Origin of the sequence: Halopseudomonas pelagia, from assembly GCF_009497895.1 — a bacterium.
Taxonomy (GTDB): Bacteria; Pseudomonadota; Gammaproteobacteria; order Pseudomonadales; family Pseudomonadaceae; genus Halopseudomonas; species Halopseudomonas pelagia_A.
In genome coordinates, this window is record NZ_CP033116.1 from 1,224,940 (window position 1) to 1,244,888 (window position 19,949).

At 56.4% G+C, this 19,949-nt stretch carries 28 protein-coding genes; 23 read left to right on the plus strand and 5 right to left on the minus strand.

All coding sequences use genetic code 11. The features are described 5' to 3' along the window. Window positions 1–162: 162 nt before the first annotated feature. From EAO82_RS05785 to map, 14 genes are all read left to right on the plus strand, one after another. A protein-coding gene (locus EAO82_RS05785; RefSeq protein ID WP_096348146.1) for an IS3 family transposase occupies window positions 163–1,250 on the plus strand; the annotation gives its coding sequence in 2 pieces (ribosomal slippage) (window positions 163–418 and window positions 418–1,250; 1,089 coding nt in all). A 436-nt stretch (window positions 1,251–1,686) separates the two neighbouring features. Continuing rightward, a complete protein-coding gene (locus EAO82_RS05790) occupies window positions 1,687–2,172 on the plus strand; it encodes a VOC family protein (RefSeq protein ID WP_096346027.1) in 486 nt (161 codons plus the stop codon). Between the two features lie 80 nt (window positions 2,173–2,252). Continuing rightward, window positions 2,253–2,690, plus strand: a complete 438-nt coding sequence (locus EAO82_RS05795; protein WP_218838583.1) for a thiol-disulfide oxidoreductase DCC family protein — start codon at window positions 2,253–2,255, stop codon at window positions 2,688–2,690. Continuing rightward, complete coding sequence (locus tag EAO82_RS05800; protein ID WP_231703289.1) at window positions 2,683–3,090, plus strand: DoxX-like family protein; 408 nt, start codon at window positions 2,683–2,685, stop codon at window positions 3,088–3,090. Before EAO82_RS05795 ends, EAO82_RS05800 begins: the two co-directional genes overlap by 8 nt. Before the next feature lie 25 nt (window positions 3,091–3,115). Continuing rightward, entirely contained in the window at window positions 3,116–3,658 is a 543-nt protein-coding gene (locus tag EAO82_RS05805) for a DinB family protein (RefSeq protein ID WP_096346025.1), read from the plus strand. A gap of 83 nt (window positions 3,659–3,741) precedes the next feature. After that, window positions 3,742–4,146, plus strand: coding sequence for a fosfomycin resistance glutathione transferase (gene fos / locus EAO82_RS05810; RefSeq protein WP_096346024.1), 405 nt, complete (start codon window positions 3,742–3,744; stop codon window positions 4,144–4,146). A gap of 170 nt (window positions 4,147–4,316) precedes the next feature. Then, on the plus strand, window positions 4,317–4,775 hold the full coding sequence (locus EAO82_RS05815; protein ID WP_096346023.1) for a DUF4112 domain-containing protein: 459 nt from the start codon (window positions 4,317–4,319) through the stop codon (window positions 4,773–4,775). A 52-nt stretch (window positions 4,776–4,827) separates the two neighbouring features. After that, the gene (locus tag EAO82_RS05820) at window positions 4,828–5,763 is read left to right on the plus strand and encodes a LysR family transcriptional regulator (RefSeq protein ID WP_096346022.1); all 936 of its coding nucleotides are present in this window, start codon (window positions 4,828–4,830) and stop codon (window positions 5,761–5,763) included. 80 nt (window positions 5,764–5,843) lie between these two features. Beyond that, entirely contained in the window at window positions 5,844–6,896 is a 1,053-nt protein-coding gene (locus EAO82_RS05825) for a putative urea ABC transporter substrate-binding protein (RefSeq protein WP_096346021.1), read from the plus strand. After that, window positions 6,893–7,585, plus strand: a complete 693-nt coding sequence (locus EAO82_RS05830; protein ID WP_096346020.1) for a cysteine hydrolase family protein — start codon at window positions 6,893–6,895, stop codon at window positions 7,583–7,585. Before EAO82_RS05825 ends, EAO82_RS05830 begins: the two co-directional genes overlap by 4 nt. A gap of 3 nt (window positions 7,586–7,588) precedes the next feature. Further along, window positions 7,589–8,353, plus strand: a complete 765-nt coding sequence (locus EAO82_RS05835) for an MBL fold metallo-hydrolase (RefSeq protein ID WP_096346019.1) — start codon at window positions 7,589–7,591, stop codon at window positions 8,351–8,353. Between the two features lie 71 nt (window positions 8,354–8,424). Then, a complete protein-coding gene (locus EAO82_RS05840; RefSeq protein WP_096346018.1) occupies window positions 8,425–8,814 on the plus strand; it encodes a septal ring lytic transglycosylase RlpA family protein in 390 nt (129 codons plus the stop codon). 161 nt (window positions 8,815–8,975) lie between these two features. Further along, window positions 8,976–9,182, plus strand: coding sequence for a ParD-like family protein (locus tag EAO82_RS05845; RefSeq protein ID WP_096346017.1), 207 nt, complete (start codon window positions 8,976–8,978; stop codon window positions 9,180–9,182). Beyond that, a complete protein-coding gene (map, locus tag EAO82_RS05850; RefSeq protein ID WP_096346016.1) occupies window positions 9,175–9,948 on the plus strand; it encodes a type I methionyl aminopeptidase in 774 nt (257 codons plus the stop codon). The genes EAO82_RS05845 and map overlap by 8 nt, the downstream gene beginning before the upstream one ends. A 52-nt stretch (window positions 9,949–10,000) precedes the next feature. Here the strand turns inward: map and EAO82_RS05855 are convergent, their stop codons facing one another. Beyond that, window positions 10,001–10,444: an SRPBCC family protein gene (locus EAO82_RS05855; RefSeq protein ID WP_096346015.1), complete on the minus strand. Its 444-nt coding sequence runs from the start codon at window positions 10,442–10,444 to the stop codon at window positions 10,001–10,003. A 171-nt stretch (window positions 10,445–10,615) separates the two neighbouring features. Here EAO82_RS05855 and EAO82_RS05860 point away from each other — a divergent pair, with 171 nt between their 5' ends. From EAO82_RS05860 to EAO82_RS05880, 5 genes are all read left to right on the plus strand, one after another. Further along, complete coding sequence (locus EAO82_RS05860) at window positions 10,616–10,945, plus strand: ArsR/SmtB family transcription factor (RefSeq protein WP_096346014.1); 330 nt, start codon at window positions 10,616–10,618, stop codon at window positions 10,943–10,945. 11 nt (window positions 10,946–10,956) lie between these two features. After that, a complete protein-coding gene (locus EAO82_RS05865) occupies window positions 10,957–11,391 on the plus strand; it encodes an SRPBCC domain-containing protein (RefSeq protein WP_174958737.1) in 435 nt (144 codons plus the stop codon). Between the two features lie 56 nt (window positions 11,392–11,447). Then, complete coding sequence (locus EAO82_RS05870) at window positions 11,448–11,828, plus strand: GFA family protein (RefSeq protein ID WP_231703290.1); 381 nt, start codon at window positions 11,448–11,450, stop codon at window positions 11,826–11,828. A gap of 109 nt (window positions 11,829–11,937) precedes the next feature. Next, on the plus strand, window positions 11,938–12,819 hold the full coding sequence (locus EAO82_RS05875; RefSeq protein WP_096346011.1) for a DNA ligase: 882 nt from the start codon (window positions 11,938–11,940) through the stop codon (window positions 12,817–12,819). Window positions 12,820–12,836: 17 nt separating this feature from the next. After that, window positions 12,837–13,064, plus strand: coding sequence for a cysteine-rich CWC family protein (locus EAO82_RS05880; RefSeq protein WP_096346010.1), 228 nt, complete (start codon window positions 12,837–12,839; stop codon window positions 13,062–13,064). A 68-nt stretch (window positions 13,065–13,132) separates the two neighbouring features. On the opposite strand, the gene katG is transcribed toward EAO82_RS05880, so the two are convergent. Next, window positions 13,133–15,376 carry a catalase/peroxidase HPI gene (gene katG / locus EAO82_RS05885; protein WP_096346028.1) on the minus strand — a complete coding sequence of 748 codons (2,244 nt, stop codon included), beginning with the start codon at window positions 15,374–15,376 and terminating at the stop codon, window positions 13,133–13,135. A 190-nt stretch (window positions 15,377–15,566) separates the two neighbouring features. Here katG and EAO82_RS05890 point away from each other — a divergent pair, with 190 nt between their 5' ends. Then, window positions 15,567–15,878: a YqfO family protein gene (locus tag EAO82_RS05890; protein ID WP_096346009.1), complete on the plus strand. Its 312-nt coding sequence runs from the start codon at window positions 15,567–15,569 to the stop codon at window positions 15,876–15,878. 476 nt (window positions 15,879–16,354) lie between these two features. On the opposite strand, the gene EAO82_RS05895 is transcribed toward EAO82_RS05890, so the two are convergent. From EAO82_RS05895 to EAO82_RS05905, 3 genes are all read right to left on the minus strand, one after another. Beyond that, window positions 16,355–17,356, minus strand: coding sequence for a cytochrome-c peroxidase (locus EAO82_RS05895; protein WP_218838672.1), 1,002 nt, complete (start codon window positions 17,354–17,356; stop codon window positions 16,355–16,357). A gap of 82 nt (window positions 17,357–17,438) precedes the next feature. After that, window positions 17,439–17,921 (minus strand): murein L,D-transpeptidase family protein, encoded by a 483-nt coding sequence (locus EAO82_RS05900; RefSeq protein WP_410402953.1) that lies wholly within the window; start codon window positions 17,919–17,921, stop codon window positions 17,439–17,441. Between the two features lie 8 nt (window positions 17,922–17,929). Continuing rightward, the gene (locus tag EAO82_RS05905) at window positions 17,930–18,487 is read right to left on the minus strand and encodes an NUDIX hydrolase (RefSeq protein WP_096347986.1); all 558 of its coding nucleotides are present in this window, start codon (window positions 18,485–18,487) and stop codon (window positions 17,930–17,932) included. A gap of 122 nt (window positions 18,488–18,609) precedes the next feature. Here EAO82_RS05905 and EAO82_RS05910 point away from each other — a divergent pair, with 122 nt between their 5' ends. The 3 genes from EAO82_RS05910 to EAO82_RS05920 are packed head-to-tail and all read left to right on the plus strand — an operon-like array spanning window position 18,610 to window position 19,939. Continuing rightward, complete coding sequence (locus EAO82_RS05910; RefSeq protein WP_096347985.1) at window positions 18,610–19,218, plus strand: NUDIX hydrolase; 609 nt, start codon at window positions 18,610–18,612, stop codon at window positions 19,216–19,218. Beyond that, the gene (locus EAO82_RS05915; protein ID WP_096347984.1) at window positions 19,215–19,739 is read left to right on the plus strand and encodes a gamma carbonic anhydrase family protein; all 525 of its coding nucleotides are present in this window, start codon (window positions 19,215–19,217) and stop codon (window positions 19,737–19,739) included. The genes EAO82_RS05910 and EAO82_RS05915 overlap by 4 nt, the downstream gene beginning before the upstream one ends. Continuing rightward, on the plus strand, window positions 19,739–19,939 hold the full coding sequence (locus EAO82_RS05920; RefSeq protein WP_096347983.1) for a DUF1289 domain-containing protein: 201 nt from the start codon (window positions 19,739–19,741) through the stop codon (window positions 19,937–19,939). Before EAO82_RS05915 ends, EAO82_RS05920 begins: the two co-directional genes overlap by 1 nt. Window positions 19,940–19,949: the final 10 nt, after the last annotated feature.

A 19,949-nucleotide genomic window follows, 5' to 3' on the forward strand; every position in this document is an offset into this window, starting at 1 on the left:
CCGTGAGACCGCCATCATCATTCCTATGCCGAAAACGATCAGGCAAGCGATGCCGATGTATAGCGTATCCACGCCTGCGGTTACTAGCCCCGGTAATCCCCCCAAAAAACAGCGGTGATTAGAAGTAGAATTTTCCGTAAGCTATTTGGAGGGAGATTCTGCATGAAGACATCACGTTTTACCGACAGCCAGATCATGGCGATTCTGAAACAAGCCGAGAGCGGCATACCGGTGCCGGAGCTCTGCCGCGAACACGGTATGAGCAGTGCCAGTTTTTACAAGTGGCGAGCGAAATTCGGCGGCATGGATACGTCCATGATCAAGCGCATGAAAGAGCTAGAAGATGAGAACCGGCGGCTGAAAAAAATGTACGCCGAAGAGCGCCTCAAATCCGAGTTACGCAAGGAGGCTCTTGAGGGAAAGTGGTAAAGCCATCTCTTCGCCGCGAGATGGCGCAAAAAACTGTTGCAGCTGGTCGCTGTAGTATTCGCCTGGCCTGTGTAGCCTTCAGTGTCAGTGAGTCCTGCTATCGCTACCAGGCCAGGCTCAACAGTGAGAATTCCGAGATCGCGGACCTTCTGGTTCGGTTGACCCATAACCAGCGCAACTGGGGTTTTGGATTGTGTTTTCTGTATCTGCGCAACGTAAAGGGATACCTCTGGAACCATAAACGTGTTTATCGAATTTATCGGGAACTGGAACTGAACCTGCGCATCAAGCCCCGTAAACGCTTGGTACGCGAGAAACCCGAGCCACTCGCGGTGCCCACGGTAATCAATGCCAGCTGGTCTATGGACTTCATGCACGACCAGTTAGAAGATGGTCGCAGCTACCGGCTGTTCAATGTGATTGACGATTACAACCGGGAAGGTCTTGGCATTGAAGTAGACCTGTCGCTGCCTTCTGAGCGCGTCATACGGGCTCTGGATCAGATCATTGAATGGCGAGGAAAGCCCGTCCAGATCCGCTGTGACAATGGACCGGAATACATCAGTGCTACGCTGGCTGCCTGGGCTGAGAAGCAGGGCATTGCACTGGCCTTTATCCAGCCCGGCAACCCGCAGCAGAATGCGTACATCGAGCGCTACAATCGCACCGTGCGCTACGACTGGCTGGCCCAATACCTGTTCGACTCCATTGAGGAGGTTCAGGAATATGCAACTCGGTGGCTATGGACCTACAATAATGAACGGCCAAACATGGCCTTGGGTGGTATCACGCCCCGACAGAAGTTGGCCATGGTGGCCTGACTCTACTTCTGAGCTCCGCTAATAATGGGGGGATTACCCCCCCACGCAATGCCGCCGACGGTCAAAACAAGGCCGATCATATAAATCAAAAACGACATGGGATTTCCTCTGGGGGATGATGTTGCTGGCTCGATCTCACAGCATTGTAGGCTCGCGCGCTGAATAACTGCAAACAAGCATTGGCGTTATGACAAGGCTATTTTTTCGCGCGTTCTTGCGCTCATTACATCCAGGTGCCACGCACGTGGCTAACGCCTTGCTCAGGCGCTCAAGATCAATGCTCTAGCATGGGTGGCGCTGACTGCAGCAGACCGAAACGCGGCTGAAAAACTACCGTGAAACTCCGCGCTAGACTTCAGCAACGCTGTCGAATTCAGGCAGTTCGGTTCGACTATAGATTGCCACTCACGGCAATTACCGGACAGGAGAGCTGATCATGACCCGCATTGCAAAGAACACAATCTGCCTTTGGTACGATGACGCCGCCGAGGAAGCCGCGCGATTTTATGCAGAGACATTCCCTGCTTCATCACTCGACGCCGTGCACCGAGCGCCCGGTGATTATCCATCAGGGAAAGAGGGGAGCGTATTAACGGTCGAGTTCACTGTGCTCGGTGTTGCGTGCCTCGGTCTTAACGGTGGCCCTGTCTTCAAGCACAATGAAGCGTTCTCGTTTCAGATTGCGACGGAAGACCAGGATGAGACGGATCGCTACTGGAATGCGATCGTTGGCAACGGCGGTCAGGAGAGCGAGTGCGGGTGGTGCAAGGATAAATGGGGCATCTCCTGGCAGATTACGCCGGTCGCGCTGACGAAGGCATACACCAGTCCCGACCGAGCAGCCGCCAAGCGTGCGTTCGACGCGATGATGACGATGAGGAAGATCGACATTGCTGTGATCGAGGCTGCGTTTCGCGGCTGAGATATGTGCGGCTTTACATAACAGCGGCCTATCACGGCCTGCGGGCGCCAGACTCACTGCATATGGACGTTAGTTAACTTATGAATCAAGAGTCGCAAATCGCACCAGGCATGGCAGCCGGTGATCGGGTCGTCCTTTTTGATGGGGTCTGCCGGCTGTGTTCGGTTTGGGCACGTTTTCTTATAAGGTTTGATAGGAAGCGCCAGTTCAAGTTGGCAACCGTTCAGTCACCGGAAGGGCAGGCTATTCTGCAGTGGCATGGCTTTCCAACCGATCACTACGAGACCATGCTGCTGGTGGAAGGGGAAAATATTTATACGAAATCGTCAGCATTTTTTAGAGTGATGGGGCGATTGCCGTGGCCTTGGCCAATCATGTGCGTCGGCTGGGTGGTACCTTCGATTTTTCGCGATTGGCTTTACGATCGTGTGGCGTTGAATCGTTACAGGCTATTCGGGCGCTACGACACCTGTGTTATTCCGAACAAAGACCATGAATCCAGGTTCCTGGGTGAATAGCGCATTCTTAAGTTATGCCGTTTGCAGGGGCACTATTGCCTTTATCTGGTTCTATCATGGCCTGGTTCCCAAGCTGCTCTATCCGCATGAAGATGAGCTGGCCATGAGCATGGCTATCGGGTTGTCTCGGGCCGGTGCGGAGAAAGCGGCGACTATAGGCGGAATGCTTGAGATAGCTTTCGCTATTGCTGTTCTAGCGTTTTGGCGCCAACGCTGGCCTCTTCTTTTCACCATAGCGGCGATGGTCGGCCTGTTAGGATTTGTAGTTATGTTCCAGCCGGTTTTAGTGGGCGCTGCATTCAACCCGGTGACCACCAATATTGCTGTCATGGCGCTTGCTCTGGTTGGTTTGCACCTCCAGCGCGTGTTGGATGCAGCTGACGCTGCTTCTTTCAGCTAGGCGTTAAACATGGAATGGAAATCTTATGAGCCTGAAATATCACTTTGAATTGCTAGCCACCTACAATCAGTGGATGAACTCGAAGATTTATCAGGCTGCAGGTCAGCTATCTGCGGCAGATTTAGCGAGAGACCAAGGGGCCTTTTTTGGTTCCATCCTGGGAACGCTGAACCACATCCTCGCTGGGGATACCATCTGGCTCAAACGCTTTGCTACCCATCCGTCTTGCTTGACTTCGTTGCGGGAGGTCGCTGAGCTGCAAAATCCGGCGAGTCTGGATCAGATGCTCTTTGATGATCTTGATGGCTTATCTGCGCAGCGATTCTGGCTGGATCGCCAGATCATCAACTGGACGGCGCAGCTATCCGAAGCCGATCTGGATTTTGTGCTCAGCTATCACAACATCAAAGGGGTTTCTGCCAACAAGCGATATTCGAGCCTGGTGCTGCATTTCTTTAATCATCAGACTCATCATCGCGGGCAAGTCTCTACTTTGCTATCACAGGCGGGCGTGGATATCGGCGTTACCGACCTCCTGGCTCAGATCCCAGAAGAGACTTCTGTTTAAGCCGCTGCAGCCGCGTGCGCCAAAGGCCGCCTAATGCCCTTTTAAGGACTTTGCTCCCAGTGACTTTCTTGAGGATCAAACGCATGGTCACAGGTATCAATCACATCACGTTTTCGGTAGCGGATCTGAGTTCTTCAATCTGGTTCTACCGTGACCTTCTGGAAATGAAGCTCCATGTTGTCTGGGATTCCGGCGCGTACCTGACGGCGGGCGATACCTTGTTATGTCTAAGTGTGGGAACGACTGAGCCATCCACAGACTATACGCATGTGGCGTTCAACGTCAGCGATAGTCAGCTTTCTGCGTTGCGCAACAGGCTGCAACAGGCGGGTATCGAGGAATGGAAGCAAAACACCAGTGAGGGCGATTCAATTTATATTCTTGACCCTAACGGCCATCGGCTTGAGCTGCATTGCGGTACATTGGAAACCCGCTTGGCTAAACTCAGGGATACGCCGTACACCGGGCTGGTATGGTGCGATACCTGACTAGCCGTCGCGTTTCTTCTTTCAGCGCTGGGCATCCGCTCTGATGTAACGCGCCTCAGTCGCGCCCAACACCTGCTGTCGACCAGTTTCTGAACTTCCTGCCTCACCTGATACTCTCCATACATGACTACAACGCTCCATGCCGGAGCTTTGCCATCCGCGGAGACACCATGGCGCCACAACCCACTGAAGCCAAACAACGGGCAATTCTCGAGCGCCTGGACAAGTTCAGCCGCTTCACGGATAGCAGTATCGGCCTACCATTTACCCGGTTCAAGATTGGTGTCGAAGCCATTGTCGGCCTGGTGCCGGTGGTGGGTGACGTGATCGGCTTGGCGATGTCTGGCTATGTGCTGCTTGAGGCGCAGCGAGCTGGCGCCAGCAAGGAGGTCAAGCGGCGGATGCTGCGCAATGTCGGCATCGATTTTCTGGGCGGGTTGTTGCCGGTATTTGGGGACGCGTTTGACGCTGTTTACAAAGCCAATACGCGCAACACCCGGCTGCTGAAAACCTACCTTGAGAAAGAGCTCGCAGTAGAGCCGCCGCCACCGCCTTTTAACTGGCGTATGGTGATCGGCTTGTCGGTGCTGTTTGCGGTGGTCACCGGGGGCGTGGTACTGATTTTTTAGGGGCAGTCCGTTTTCAAGGAGTGATGGTTTACTGTAATCCGGAAGTTGTCCTATGCGTCTTTCAGACATAGACCTGCGTTCGCTTGAAGTCTTTATCGCTGTTGTGGAAGCTCAGGGTATTGCCAATGCCCAGGCGCTGCTTAATCGTGATGCCTCTACCATAAGTAGGCAATTGGGCCAGCTCGAAGAACGTATTGGGCTACGCCTTTGCGAAAGGGGGCGCGGTGGATTTGCGCTGACCAGCGCAGGGGAGCAGATTTACCGCAATACAATCGACCTGACACTGGCACTGCGCCGCTTTGAAGATGGTGCGGAAACATTGAAAGGTCACCTCTCCGGCAAGTTGCGCCTGGCGATGATCGACAACCTCATTTCCGATCCCAACTGCCCCTTGCGCAATGTGTTGCAGCGTTACGGCGCGCGCAGCGCAAATGAGGTTCACCTGCATATGGAAGTGATGGCGCCTTTTCAGATTGAGCAGGCGCTGTTGAATCATGCTGCGGATGTTGGCATAGGCATCTTTCCAGCCCACCTGGAAGAACTGGATTACCAGCCGCTCTATCAGGAAACCGATTGGCTGGTGTGCGCGCCCTCGCATCCGTTGGCCGGCGCAGATTCGTTGGCGGATGTGAAAGAGGAGCTGCAGATCAGCGCCAAGGTCGCCAGACATTTTCTTGGTTCACAGGATACGACCCCGTTGGGCGGCGACCCGAAGCACGTCACCGCTTGGGTTTCAAATGTAGAGGCGGCGGCCCTGCTGATTTTGGCGGGTAGTCATGTGGGGTTTTTGCCTAATCACTATGCGCGGGTATGGCTGGAAAGTGGCCAGATGGTTGCCGTGCGCCCCGACCATTTCCGGCGCAGCTCCTTGATTGAGGCCGCTGCCAGGCGCAGCCGTGACAGTCAGACGCCTGCAGTGGACGCCTTTCGCGATGATCTGGCGGCGGTTCTTGAGGTGTTTGGTATGCCTGCATCCACCGACAGGTAAACCTGCAGACCCGGTCATTTATGCCTGATTTCCCTTGAGAGACACTGATCCTGTCACCGAATCCTCAATGGGAGTTACCTATGCGCATTTTTACTGGCCTTGCCCTGGCACTTGCTTTGGTCGCTGGCATCTCGCCAGCGCAAGCCGAAGATCAACCCTCTTTCAGCATTGCCTGGACCATCTATGCCGGCAGCATGCCCCTGGGCTATGCCGAGGACAGCGGCATCCTTGCCAAGTGGGGCGACCGCTACGGTATTGACCTCAAAGCCGTGCAGATGAATGACTATATCGAAGCGCAGAACCAATACACCGCCGGCCAGTTCGATGGTGTGATTGCCATCACTTTGGACGCGCTGACCATCCCCGCGGCGGGCGGCGTTGATTCCTCGGCAGCCTTGCTGCTGAGTGCCTCCAACGGCAGCGATGCGCTGGTCATGAAGGGCACCGGTAAAACCGTAGCGGACCTCAAGGATGCCCGGGTCAATCTGGTGGAGCTGTCCGGGTCTCACTACCTGCTGGCCCGGGCTCTTGCCGAACATGGCATGAGCGAGCGCGACCTGACCGTGGTGAATACCTCCGATGCGGACATTATTGCTGCCTTTCAATCTGCTGACAGCCAGGCGGTGGTCACCTGGAAGCCGCAGCTAAGCGAGATTCTGGCGCAAAATCCAGATACCACCATGCTGTTTGACAGCTCGGATATCCCCAATGAAATTACCGATATTCTGGTCGTCCGTACTGAACTGCTTGAGCAAACACCGGGACTGGGCAAGGCCTTGGCCGGAGCCTGGTACGAGGTAATCGCCATGCTTTCGCCTGAGCACCCGGAGCATGAGAAAGCAGTGAGCTATATGGCAGAAGCCTTGGCCACTGATGCCCAGGGGTTCGCCGAACAAACAGCGACCATCAACTTCTTTACGCCGTCACAAGCTGTGGCGCTTATTGAAGATCCGGAGTTCGCTGACACCATGGGTAATATCACCGAGTTCGCTTGGGACAACGGCCTGCTGGGCGAGGGCGCGTCTGGCCCTGACTACGTCGGCGTGCAATTTGCTGAGGAGCGTGTGCTCGGCAATGCCGACAATATCAAGCTGCGTTTCCCGACCACTTACTCCGCGGAGCTAGCGCAATGAGTTGGGCACCTTTACCCAGCTCGCGTCCCTACCATTGGCCGTTGAGTGGCCAATGGTCCGCGCAGGACACAGCCCTGCTGATTATCGACATGCAGCAGGATTTTCTCAGCCCGGACGGCTACTTCGCGCAGATGGGCTATAGCTTGGCTTCCACCCAAGCCGCTATTGAACCCACTCGGAGTCTGCTCGCTGGCGCGCGTGAAGAGGGCATGCTGGTTATCTACACCCGCGAGTCGCATCGGCCCGATCTCATGGACCTGAGCCCTACCAAGCGCGCCCGAGCGCAAGCCATGGGCGCGCCTATCGGTGGCGCCGGGCCTTTGGGACGCTTTCTGGTTCGGGGTGAGGCGGGGTGTGACATCGTGGAGCAGTTGACGCCGCAGAGCGGGGAACTGATCATCGACAAGCCAGGTAATGGCGCTTTCCATGCCACAGATCTGGATCAGGTGCTGCGTGCGCAAGGCATCCGCCACTTGCTGTTATGCGGCGTGACCACTGACGTGTGTGTGCACTCCACGCTACGTGAAGCTAATGACCTGGGCTACGACTGTCTATTGGTTGAAGATTGTTGTGGCGCGGGAAGTGCAGAGCTGCACGAGGCATCGTTGATGATGATGATGAACGAGGGTGGCATCTTTGGTGCTGTGGCAAAGCAGGATGAGCTAATTGAGCTTTGGCAGAGGGGATAAAGCATGAAGGTGGCCGATCGGTGGTTTGCCAGTGAATCCATTGGCGATGGGATAACCCGAATTTGGGAGCCCCATGTCGCTCGGCTGTTCCAATGCAATATCTGGCATGTGCGTGGCAGGGATTCGGACTTGCTAGTGGATGCTGGGATGGGCATCAGCTCGTTGCATGAGGCCATTGCCGAACTGGTCGATAAACCAGTCATCGCGATTGCCACTCACACGCACATGGACCATGCCGGGAGCCTGCACGAGTTCACGCAGCGGCTGGTTCACCCGATCGAAGCATCGCAGCTGCAGCATCCAGATGAGTTCCCGGTGCTGTGCAGCAATCACTGGCCGGGAAATATGCGCGCCCTTATCGAAGAGCAGGGCTACGACGTACCTGACGTGCTGATCGATGCTTACCCCTATGAGGGCTTTGACCCTGAAGCCTTCCGTACCCCGGCGTGCACGGCTACCCAGGTTGTGGATGAGGGGCAGATGATTGACCTTGGTGATCGCGTATTTGAGGTTCTGCATCTGCCCGGGCACTCGCCTGGCAGCATCGGGCTTTGGGAAAAGGGCTCCGGGACGTTATTCTCTGGCGATGCGGTTTATGATGGTCCGCTACTGGACACGTTGCCGGATGCCGACATCACGGCCTACGTCAGGACCATGCAACGCCTGCAAAGCCTTCCCGTGAATGTCGTGCACGCGGGTCACGATCCTAGCTTTGGCAGGCAAAGGTTGCTTGAGCTGGTGAGGGCCTATCTGGCGTATCGGAGTTAGTTCGGTTTGAGTCAGCGTCCGTAGTAAGCTACGGCATGCAGACGTTCGTGCTGATGCATGGAGACCAGAGAATGAAATTCCTTTCCCATAGATTACTAATATATATTTTCTGCAGTCTGTTAGCCGCTTGCTCGACGACCCAACCAGGCGCGGGCGGCAGCAGGGTTGGTTTCACTGAATCAGGCAAGGCCTCCTTCTATGCGGATTTGCATCAGAATAGAAAAACTGCGAGCGGTGAGCTTTACCAGCATGGGCTAAAAACAGCGGCGCATAGAACGCTGGCATTTGGCTCTAGCGTGAGGGTGACCAATATCCAGAATGGTAAAAGTGTTGTGGTAAAGATCAATGACAGAGGGCCATTCGTGAGGGGCCGAATTATTGATCTTTCAAAGTCAGCATTTAGCAGTATTGGCAATACCAGATCGGGTTTGATTGACGTCAAAATTGAAGTCATTCGCTAGCACATATTTCCTTCACCTGAGGGCACCAACAGACTCTGCGCAGTAACCAGGTGTCCTTTTCGATCACCGATCCTCAAGCAACGCTCAAGCAGCTCTCATCCTTGCAGTTTACTATTTCAGAGAATATGATCCGTATACGTTTCGTATATTCAGGATCCGCTATGGGTATCGTTAAAATCGACGATCAGTTGCATGAAGACATCCGCAAGGCCAGCTCGGTAATGGTCCGTTCCATCAATGCGCAGGCCGAGTTCTGGATAAAGATCGGCATGCTGGCTGAGGCCAACCCGGACATGTCCTTTTCGCAGATCATCAGTGAACAGATGAAGCATGCCGATGTGGTGCCCAGGAGGCTTGCCCTTGGCTAAGGTAGCGCTGAAGAACGCGGAAGAACTGGCTTTGATGCGAGAAGCGGGGCGGCTTCTTGCTCTGGTATTCAAGTATCTGGATGGCGAGGTCAGGGTCGGTATGTCGACCATGGCCATCAACGACCTTGCCGAGCGGTATATCGTTGGCGACCTGGGCGCTCGGCCGGCGAGCAAGGGCCAATACGGTTATCAGTATGTACTCAATTCGTCAGTCAATCATGTGGTCTGTCACGGCGTACCTGCGGAAAATCAGACGCTCAAACCTGGTGACATCGTCAATGTTGATATCACTTTGGAAAAGGGTGGTTTTATTGCCGATTCCAGCAAGATGTACATGATTGGTGAAGTCACCCCGCTGGCCAGGCGACTGGTGGATAAAACCTACGAGGCCATGTGGCAGGGTATCCGCATGGTCAAACCCGGGGCCACTCTGGGCGATGTCGGCCATGCGATTCAGCATTATGCCGAGAAACAGGGCTACTCGATTGTGCGTGATTACTGTGGCCACGGCATTGGCCGCGAGATGCACGAAGAGCCTGCCGTATTGCACTTCGGGCGACCTGGCAAAGGCCTGGTGCTGGAGGAAGGCATGACCTTCACCATTGAGCCGATGATCAATCAGGGCAAGGCCAAAGTTAAAACCAAGAAGGATGGGTGGACGGTTGTCACCAGCGACAAGAAACTGTCTGCCCAATGGGAGCACACCATTGCGGTCACATCGGATGGTTATGAGGTACTTACGCTCCGTGAAGAGGAGCGTGGTTAAGGCAATTTCATGGAAAGGCTCCTCGCCAGGGGGGAGCCCTGATAATTGACTACTACATGCCAGAGGCTTCGATTTTGATGTCGTCGGGGAAGGGCCGTCCCTCACCCTTTTCCAACTGATCACGCAGGCTCAACAGAAAGGTCGCCCATTTGGTCGAGCAGTGATGGAAGAATGGGTTCTCACTTTTCCATCCGGCGTGGCGAAACATCAATTGGTTGTGGCTGCCTTCTTCCTGGATTTCAAACTCGATGCGGGTGCCGATCCAGTCCTCTGGCCCCTTGATGCACTCCCAGTGCACCTGCCGCGGGCCAACCTTGATTACACGCATATCGAAGCCGCCGTTACTGCCGAAAGTGAAGGTCAGTGTCCCATCCTGGTTAGGGTCGCCCGCGGTGCCGCTGGTCCACCAGGATGCCAGGCCTTCCAGCGTGGTCAGGGCTGCGCAAATATCTGACGCTGGCGTTTTGGTTCCGAAGGTCAAGCAGATGTTAGGCATGGTCTGTCTCCTTGCATAAGTGATGTGCCGGAATGCTCATCCATTGACTATGCTAAACATCGGAGAGGTGATTGAAATAACGCCAATACCTTTTTTCATTTAGATTAAATTGCTGATTTTTATATAAAAAATGTCCAATGGTTAACGAGACCCAGCCGTTAGTTTCCTGATATGGAAAACGAAGAAAAGCTTGATGCGGTTTTCTATGCGCTCTCCGATAGCCGCCGACGCCTGCTGCTCGAAGAACTCGCGGCTGGCCCCAGATCGGTCAATCAACTTGCGGCGGTTGCCGGCATGAAGATCAGCGCGGCCTCTAAACATATAGCTGTATTGGAAGCAGGCGAGCTGGTGATCAAAACCCGGCAAGGGCGCGAGGTGCTCTGCCATCTCAATTATGACGTGTGGCGCGAAGTGGCCGGCTATGTGGCGATGCACACAAAATTCTGGTCGGGCAGGCTAGATGAGCTCGCCATGCATCTCAAGAGTGCGAGAGAGACGTGATGGATCCGGTGGTGATAAAACGTGTGCTGCCGTGCGGCAAGCGGCAGCTGTTCGACGCCTGGTCGAAACCTTCGCTGATGATGAAGTGGTTCTTCGCATCGCAAAAGCTCAACTCGTCGAGTACCGTCCACAACAGCTTCACTGTGGGCGGCCGCTTCGAAGTGATCATGCACCTGGAAACCGGAGACTACCTGCACCACGGTGACTATCGAGCGATTCATCGATACCACCATATCGCCTTCACCTGGAATTCGCATATTGTTCAGGACAGTCTGGTGGAGCTGGATTTCAAACAGCTGTCACCCAACCGTACAGAGCTGACCTTGACCCACACGCAGTTCCCGACGGATGAGGTGCGTGGTAAGCATGTAGGTGGTTGGAATGGATGCCTGGATAACCTTGAGTTATATCTCACAGGATTAAATACGCCGAGCCAGATTGGCTAAATTGATTTGAGAGAGGAGCACGCATGTATACCGGTAGTTGCTTATGTGGTGGCGTAATGTACGAGGTTGATGGTGAGCTTGAGCCGATTCAGGTGTGCCATTGTTCTCAATGCCGCAAGGCTCAGGGCAGCGCCTTTGTAACCAATATTCCGGTCTCGACTTCGGCGTTCAGACTGCTGCAAGGGGAGGGCATGCTGAGCTCATTCGAGTCGTCCCCCGGCAAGTACCGTGTGTTTTGCAAAACCTGTGGCTCGCCGATCTACAGCAAGCGCAGTGATTTACCGCAGGCGCTGCGCCTCAGGGCCGGCACGCTGGACGGCGAGCTGGAAACCAGGCCGATCGGGCACTTCTATTTCGGCTCCAGGGCGAATTGGTTCCAGATCAATGACGAGCTACCAAAATTTCCCGCGGCTTACACGCCAGGAAAAAAGTCCTGACCCGCCGGGATTAACCTTTCCACTATTCAGATACTGCAGTAAAAACGCCTCAGAAGAAGGCTTGCGCTAAGAAACTTAGCACCCATCACCAAGCGATAAGGAGATCGCCATGCGTCATATTTGTCTCATTTGTTTGTCCGCCCTGCTGCTGATTGCATCGCCATGGGCATCTGCCCAAGGATCCCAGCATCAAGCGATGCTGGCGAGCGTTTACTCCGGTGAAACGGCAGTTGAGGAATACTGGGTCAGTGAAAAACTTGATGGTGTCCGTGGGCACTGGGACGGGGAGACACTTTGGAGTCGCGGCGGTTATCCAATCGCTGCGCCCGACTGGTTCACCCAGGGTTGGCCGGACATGGCGATGGATGGGGAGCTGTGGATTGCGCGTCAGCTGTTCGATACAGCCAGCGGCATTGTCCGTAGTACCCAGGCCGATGATAAGGACTGGCGGCGGTTGAAGTTCATGGTGTTCGATCTACCCGAGCATGGCGGACCCTTCGGTGAACGAGTGCAGGCGATGGAACAGATATCCGCCTTCGACATTGCGTGGTTGCAGCCCATCCCCCAGTTTCGCGTAGCCGATGCGGCGGCGCTGGAAGCGCGTCTGGAAGCATTGGTTGCTGCGGGCAGCGAAGGCTTGATGCTGCATCATCAGGATGCCTTGTATCGTTCTGGGCGCAGCCAGGATTTATTGAAATACAAGCTCTATGACGATGCCGAGGCGCGGGTAGTGGGTTACACCGAAGGCAAGGGCAAGTACGCCGGTCTGGTAGGTGCGCTGGTGGTTGAGCGCGAAGATGGCAGACGCTTTCGGCTCGGCAGCGGCTTGAGTGATGATGAAAGAACGGCACCCCCGGCTATCGGCAGTTGGGTCACCTACCGCTACAATGGCTACACCTCCACTGGCCTGCCGCGTTTTGCCCGCTTTGTGCGCATACGCACGGATATGCAGGAGATCGCCAGCGGTTCTAACCGTGGCTCACCTGATTAACGAGAACGTTGCCGATCATGAAACCGCTAGCCAATACGCTGTGCCCCTTATGCGGCGGAGCGAATAAATGCCAGCCTGCGCAGGCTGGAAGTTTTGACGTGGCCTGTTGGTGTATGACAACGGCAATAGATGCACAAGCGCTGGCGCGAGTGCCGGCAGAGGTGGGCGATACAGCATGCCTTTGCCCTCGGTGTGCTGCAGGTGAGAGCCTGGCGGTTAACGCGGACGGTATAAGCAAGCGCTGATCAGAAGGGCACAGACAGAAACGCTCAGGCGTGGCCAGTAATGACCATGCCTGAGGTTGTACTGCGGGTTAAGCGACGTCGAAACGATCCGCGTTCATCACCTTGGTCCAGGCTGCGACGAAGTCCTGCACAAAGGCTTCTTGTGCATCATCACAGGCATAGGCCTCGGCCAGCGCTCGCAGTTGCGAGTTGGAGCCAAAGATCAGGTCTACGCGGGTGCCAGTCCACTTCACCTGACCGGTGCTGCGGTCACGTCCCTCGAACACATCCTGCACCTGAGAGGTCGGGGACCATTTGGTGCTGGTGTCGGTGATGTTGACGAAAAACTCGTTGGTCAACACGCCGGGGCGTTGAGTGAACACGCCGTGCGGGGATTGGTCAGTATTGGCATTCAATGCGCGCATGCCACCTACCAGCACAGTCATCTCCGGCGCGGTCAACTTCAGCAGTTGTGCGCGGTCCAGCAACATCTCTTCCGCCGTTACGGTGTACTGGGTTTTGAGGTAGTTGCGGAAGCCATCGGCCAGCGGTTCCATCGGCTCGAAGGATTCTGCATCCGTCTGTTCCTGGCTGGCGTCGGTGCGGCCGGCGGCAAAGGGCACTTCCACCGAATAGCCAGCATCCTTCGCAGCTTTTTCTACCGCAGCGGAGCCGCCCAACACGATCAAATCCGCCAGCGATACGCGCTTGTTGCCGGACTGTGCAGCATTGAAGTCAGCCTGAATGCCTTCCAGTACCTGTAGCACCTTTGCCAATTGCTCCGGCTGGTTCGCGGCCCAATCTTTCTGCGGAGCCAGGCGGATGCGTGCACCGTTGGCGCCACCGCGCTTGTCGGAATCGCGGTAGGTCGACGCCGATGACCAGGCGGTGAATACCAGCTCAGAGACCGATAACCCAGAGGCCAGCAGCTTGGCTTTCAGGTCGGCGATATCCTGGCTGTTGACCAGTTCGTGATCGACAGCGGGCACCGGATCCTGCCAGATCAGGTCTTCACCGGGTACATCCGGGCCGAGGTAGCGCACTTTCGGACCCATATCGCGGTGGGTCAGCTTGAACCAGGCGCGGGCGAAGGCATCGGCAAACTCTTCCGGATTCTTGTGGAAGTGCTCGGCGATCCGGCGGTACTCGGGATCAGTACGCATGGCCATGTCGGCGGTGGTCATCATGATGCCCACACGCTTGGCGGCATTTTCTGCATCGGGGGCATGGTCATTTTCTGCCAGGCCTACGGCTTGCCACTGGTGCGCGCCGGCCGGGCTGCGGGTCAGCTCCCACTCGTAACCGAAGAGCACGTCAAGGTAGCCCATATCCCATTGTGTGGGGTTGGGTGTCCATGCGCCTTCAAGGCCGCTGGTGATGGTGTCACTGCCCTTGCCACTGCCAAAGCTGCTGATCCAGCCAAAACCCATCTCTTCCAGCGGTGCGGCTTCAGGTTCTGGGCCAACATGAGCCGCGTCGCCGGCACCGTGAGTTTTGCCAAAAGTGTGGCCTCCAGCGGTCAGAGCCACAGTTTCGTAGTCGTTCATGGCCATACGCGCGAAAGTCTCGCGAATATCGCGGGCGGACGCCAGCGGGTCCGGGTGACCGTCCGGGCCTTCCGGGTTAACGTAGATCAGACCCATCTGTACTGCAGCGAGTGGGTTTTCCAGGTCCCGGTCGCCGGTGTAACGGCTTTTGGGTTTGTCGCTGGTGGCCAGCCATTCGTCTTCGGCGCCCCAGTAGATATCTTCCTCGGGTGCCCAGATATCTTCACGGCCACCGCCATAACCAAAAGGCTTGAGACCCATGGACTCGATGGCGACGTTACCGGCAAGCACATACAGGTCTGCCCAGGACAGACGGTTGCCGTACTTTTTCTTGATTGGCCACAGCAGGCGGCGGGCCTTGTCGAGGTTACCGTTATCCGGCCAGCTGTTCAGCGGAGCAAAGCGCTGGTTGCCGGTAGAGGCGCCGCCGCGGCCGTCAGCGGTGCGGTAGGTGCCGGCCGAGTGCCAGGCCATGCGAATCATGAACGGGCCGTAGTGGCCGTAATCGGCAGGCCACCATTCCTGGGAATCGGTCATCAGTGCGGTCAGGTCACGTTTGACGGCCGCCAGGTCCAACTGCTTGAACGCGTCAGCGTATTTGAAGCCCGCACGCATGGGGCTGGACAGAGGAGCATTCTGGTGCAGAATCTTCAGGTTCAACTGGTTGGGCCACCAGTCCTGGGTGGAGGTGCCGCCGTGCAGTCTGCTGGTAGCACTGCCGTGCATAAAGGGGCATTTGCCAGCGTTTTCCGTGGCTTCGCTTTCATTGATATCTAATGCGTCCATATCGGTATCCGTTTGTTTTTTGTGATTGGAACAGTTGGTTCGATTGATAAAGTACATCAGAAGAGATCTGATGGTTTAAACCCTTTTTCGTACTGTTTTGATAGTTTTTGACTATTTCTGCTTCGCTTGTGTTGTTTTTACACTAACCTTCAATCTGGCGCTGGTAGCGAATTCTGCTGGGAGATGGAAGATGTATAAATTGTGTTTCTATGTTCCTAAGTCGCATCTGGAAAAGACCAAAACCGCGGTGTTCAGTGCGGGCGCTGGGCAGATCGGTGATTACGACCAGTGCTGCTGGCAGACCAAGGGTCAGGGTCAGTTCCGCCCTCTACCCGGTAGCGAGCCGTTTATCGGCGATCAGGGTGCTCTGGAGACAGTTGAAGAATATAGGGTCGAAATGGTTTGCGCCGATGACCGGATCCGCGCCGTGATCGCGGCATTTCGGCTTGCGCATCCCTATGAAGAGCCGGCTTTTGATTGTTGGTTGTTGGCGGAGTTTTGATCCTCATCTTTGCTACGCCTCGTTAATTCCGCTCCCGCTCAGCATTGCCGCCCCCGTCACTATTCCGGGCGCCTCTTTCTTCATTCCCGCGTCTCCCCGTCATTGCCGAACATTCCGCCCCGTCATTGCCGAACATTTCGCCCGCCATTTCCGCACACAACGTCATTCCTGCCCCACCCCGACATCCCTGCCCCCCACCGTCATTCCCGCCCCCACCCCGTCATTCCCGCGAAGGCGGGAAACCATTTGGCCTTTCGATTTGACCCAGAGCTGGTGATAAGCAACTTCCGAATGGATCCCCGCTTTCGCGAGGATGAGTGGCCGGAACAGCCGAGGGTAAGGCCAGGTAATTCGGTTAGTACCCAGTCCGCTTGGATTCCCGCCTTCGCGGGAATGACGGCTTGGGGCTGTTTGACGCTGGTGCAGGATGCTGGCCGTTCTCGGCATGCTGCGGTAGGTCATTAACGTCAGGCAAATCATTTCTTGGCAAAGGGCACCGGTATGGGCGTGGCATTATTTGATGGCGGCAATTGTGGAATGGCGAAATCGGGCTGATCGCCAGTCAGAGTCTTGAGGAAGGCGGTCATGTTGGCGATATCCTGCTTTTCCAGTTCCCGCCCCAGTTGCAGGCGTGCCATCAGATCCACGGCGTCTTCCAGCTGCCAGTGCGCGCCATCGTGGAAGTAGGGGTAGGTCAGCTCGACGTTGCGCAACGTGGGTACCTTGAAGGAGAAGCGATCCGCATCCTTGCCGGTGACGGCCACGCGGCCTTCCGCCGGGTTATCGGTAATGTAGGGCTCGACTACCCCCATACGCTGAAAGGATGAACCACCTGCGGCCGGACCGTTGTGGCACGCGGTGCAGCCGATGTCCTTGAAGGTCTTGTAGCCGTCCAGCTCCGCTTGAGTCAGCGCCTGGTCGTCGCCCTTGAGCCACTGATCAAAGCGCGAGTTGGGTGTGACCAGGGTTTCTTCAAAGGCGGCGATGGCGTCGGTCACCCGGTCAATATCGATCTCGTCGCTGCCGTAGATCTCGGCAAACTCTTTACGGTACTCGGGGATGGAGCGCAGCACGTCCAGCGCCAGCACGTGGGTCGAGGCCATTTCCTTGGGGTTGTTGATCGGGCCGGCAGCTTGTTCCTGCAGGGTGGCGGCGCGGCCGTCCCAGAATTGCGCGACGTTCATGCTCGAGTTCAATACGGTGGGCGAGTTGATCGGCCCTTCCTGCCAGTTGTGACCGATGGAGGTAGACAGGTTGTCACTGCCGCCCATGCTCAGGTTGTGACAGGAGTTGCAGGAAATAAAGCCCGAGCGCGACAGGCGGGGGTCGAAGAACAGCTGCTTGCCCAGCTCGATCTTTTCCGGCTCGTCAAAACTGGCGGGTTCAATCGGCTGAATCGGCTCGCTGGTAAGGCGTTCGGCTTGCAGCGGGGCGCAGAGGCCGCCAGCCAACAGGAGGCATAGCAGTTGCTTGTTCATGGTCATTTCCTTGTGTCGCTGAATGGCAAACTGGCTTTAACCGCAGTGTGCCGCAGTGACTCAAGGAGGGCGTTGACTCAGATCAAGGGATGATCTCTACCAGGGTGCCATCCGGGACCAGCTCCCAGAGCGCGCGCATGTCGGCATTGTTCAGCGCGATGCAGCCGTCGGTCCAGTCCAGCCCTTTGAAGAACCATTCGGGATATTCCTCGTCGATCGGGGTGCCATGGATCATGATCATGCCGCCAGGATCCACGCCCTGTTCATAAGCCGCAGTACGGTCTTTCAGATTGGGGTAATCCAGGTGCAGGCTGAGATTGAACTGCGGGCTTTCGTGGCGCCAGTCGATACTGTAGATGCCTTCGGGTGTGCGCTGGTCGCCTTGCTGCTGCTTGTGTCCGAGCGGCTGACGGCCCAGAGACACCCGATATTGCTCAATCACCTGCCCGTCACTGATGACTTCCAGGCGCCTCTCGGCCTTGTGCACCAGCACTTTGTCGATCGGCGGAGCCGCCTGGGTGGGGAGCACGGCCAGCAGCATCGCCAACCCCAGGACATATCGCAAATACCACATCAGCGCAGCTGGCGGGCCAGCGCCGGGTTGTAGCGGATGTCGCGCACGCGAATCGGGAAGTGCTGTTCCTGGCGGTCGCTGAAATACTGTTTCAGCGTCTTGCCAACGGTGGGGAAGGCCAGCTCATCCCAGGGGATTTCCGCTTCGTTGAACAGCCGCACTTCGAGGCTTTCTTCGCCGACGCCGTAGGCCTGGTCGACCAGCTCGCCGCGGAAGAACATGTACACCTGATTGATATGCGGCAGGTTGAAGAGCATATACAGCTGCTGATCGCGGACCTTGGCCTGGGCTTCTTCCCAGGTTTCGCGCAACGCTGCTTCCTCGGTGGTTTCGCCGTTCTCCATGTAGCCGGCAGGCAGCGTCCAGAAGCCGCGGCGCGGTTCGATGGCGCGGCGGCACAGCAGCACCTGTTGCTCATGGACCACCAGGCAGCCGGCCACAATACGCGGATTCTGATAGTGGATGATGTCGCAATGGGTGCAGACGTAGCGGGTGCGGTTGTCGCCGCTGGGGATCTGTTCGCTGATCGTATTACCGCACTGGCTGCAAAACTTCATGATTTATAACGTCTCATTCGGAAACCTGTTTTGTCCTATCTTGCGGCGCATTTGCCGGTTGGGCAACTGGTTCTGGGTAAGTGATCATGACATCATGCTTAAAAGACCAAGAGGTACTCTGCATGCTGGATAAAATGCGCATGCGGGTTGGGGAATACCGTCCGCGGCAGATCGAAACCCTGGGTATGCCGGAGGCGGGCGTGTTGATTCCGGTAACCTGTGTGCATGACCGCCCAGAGATTATTCTGACGCTGCGCTCGCAGCGCATGACCACTCATTCCGGCGAGGTCGCTTTCCCCGGCGGCCGTCGCGATCCTGGTGATGTCGACCTGCGCTACACCGCCCTGCGCGAAACGCACGAGGAAATCGGCCTGGAGCCGGACCGGGTGGAAGTGATTGGCCCGATGGGCTCGCTGGTTTCCCGCTACGGCATCAAGGTCACGCCCTACGTTGGCATCGTTCCGGATGTGTTCGACATCGTGCCCAGCAGCGCGGAGATAGACGCGGTGTTCCGGGTGCCGGTGGCATTCTTTATGGAAGACCGCCGCGAGATGACCCACCGTATCGATTATGAAGGCCGCAGTTGGTATGTCCCCAGCTATCGCTATGAAGGCCACAAGATCTGGGGGCTGACAGCCCTGATGCTGGTCGAGTTCATGAATGTCGCCTTCGATGCCGACATTCCCTTGCACACCCCTTATGACGAAGATCGCAAACAGGAGCGCAGATGAAGTACAGCCTGGGTAATGACCGTGTGGAAATGGCCGATGAAGCCTGGATTGCCGATACGGCAGCGGTGATCGGCAAGGTACGCCTGGAGCAGGGCGCAAATGTCTGGTTTGGCGCGGTGCTGCGCGGCGACATGGAGCTGATCCTGATCGGCGAGCACAGCAACGTGCAGGATGGCGCGGTAATGCACACCGACTCCGGTTTCCCGCTGACGCTGGGCAAGGGCGTAACCGTCGGCCATAACGCCATGTTGCACGGCTGTACCGTGGGCGATTACAGCCTGATCGGCATCAACGCGGTGGTATTGAACGGCGCGAAGATTGGCAAGCACTGCATCATCGGCGCCAATGCGCTGGTGCCCGAGGGCAAGGAAATCCCCGATGGCTCGCTGGTGGTCGGCTCGCCGTGCAAGGTGGTACGAGAACTGACCGAACCGCAGAAGAAGATGCTTGAGGCCAGCGCCGCGCATTACGTGCATAACGCCCAGCGCTATCGTCGCGACCTGCAGGTGCAGGAAGACTGATGCAGCAGCCTGCGGTGAAGTCTCCGTGCATCGGCGTCTGCGCGTTGGATGAGCAGAATCTGTGTACCGGTTGCCAGCGCAGTGGTGAGGAAATCACCCTGTGGGGGCGCATGAGTGATGCCCAGCGCCGTGAGGTGCTGTTACTCTGTGAGTCCCGAGCCAGAGCCCAGGGCTTATGGTTCAGCGTACAAACCAGCTAAGGACGTATCG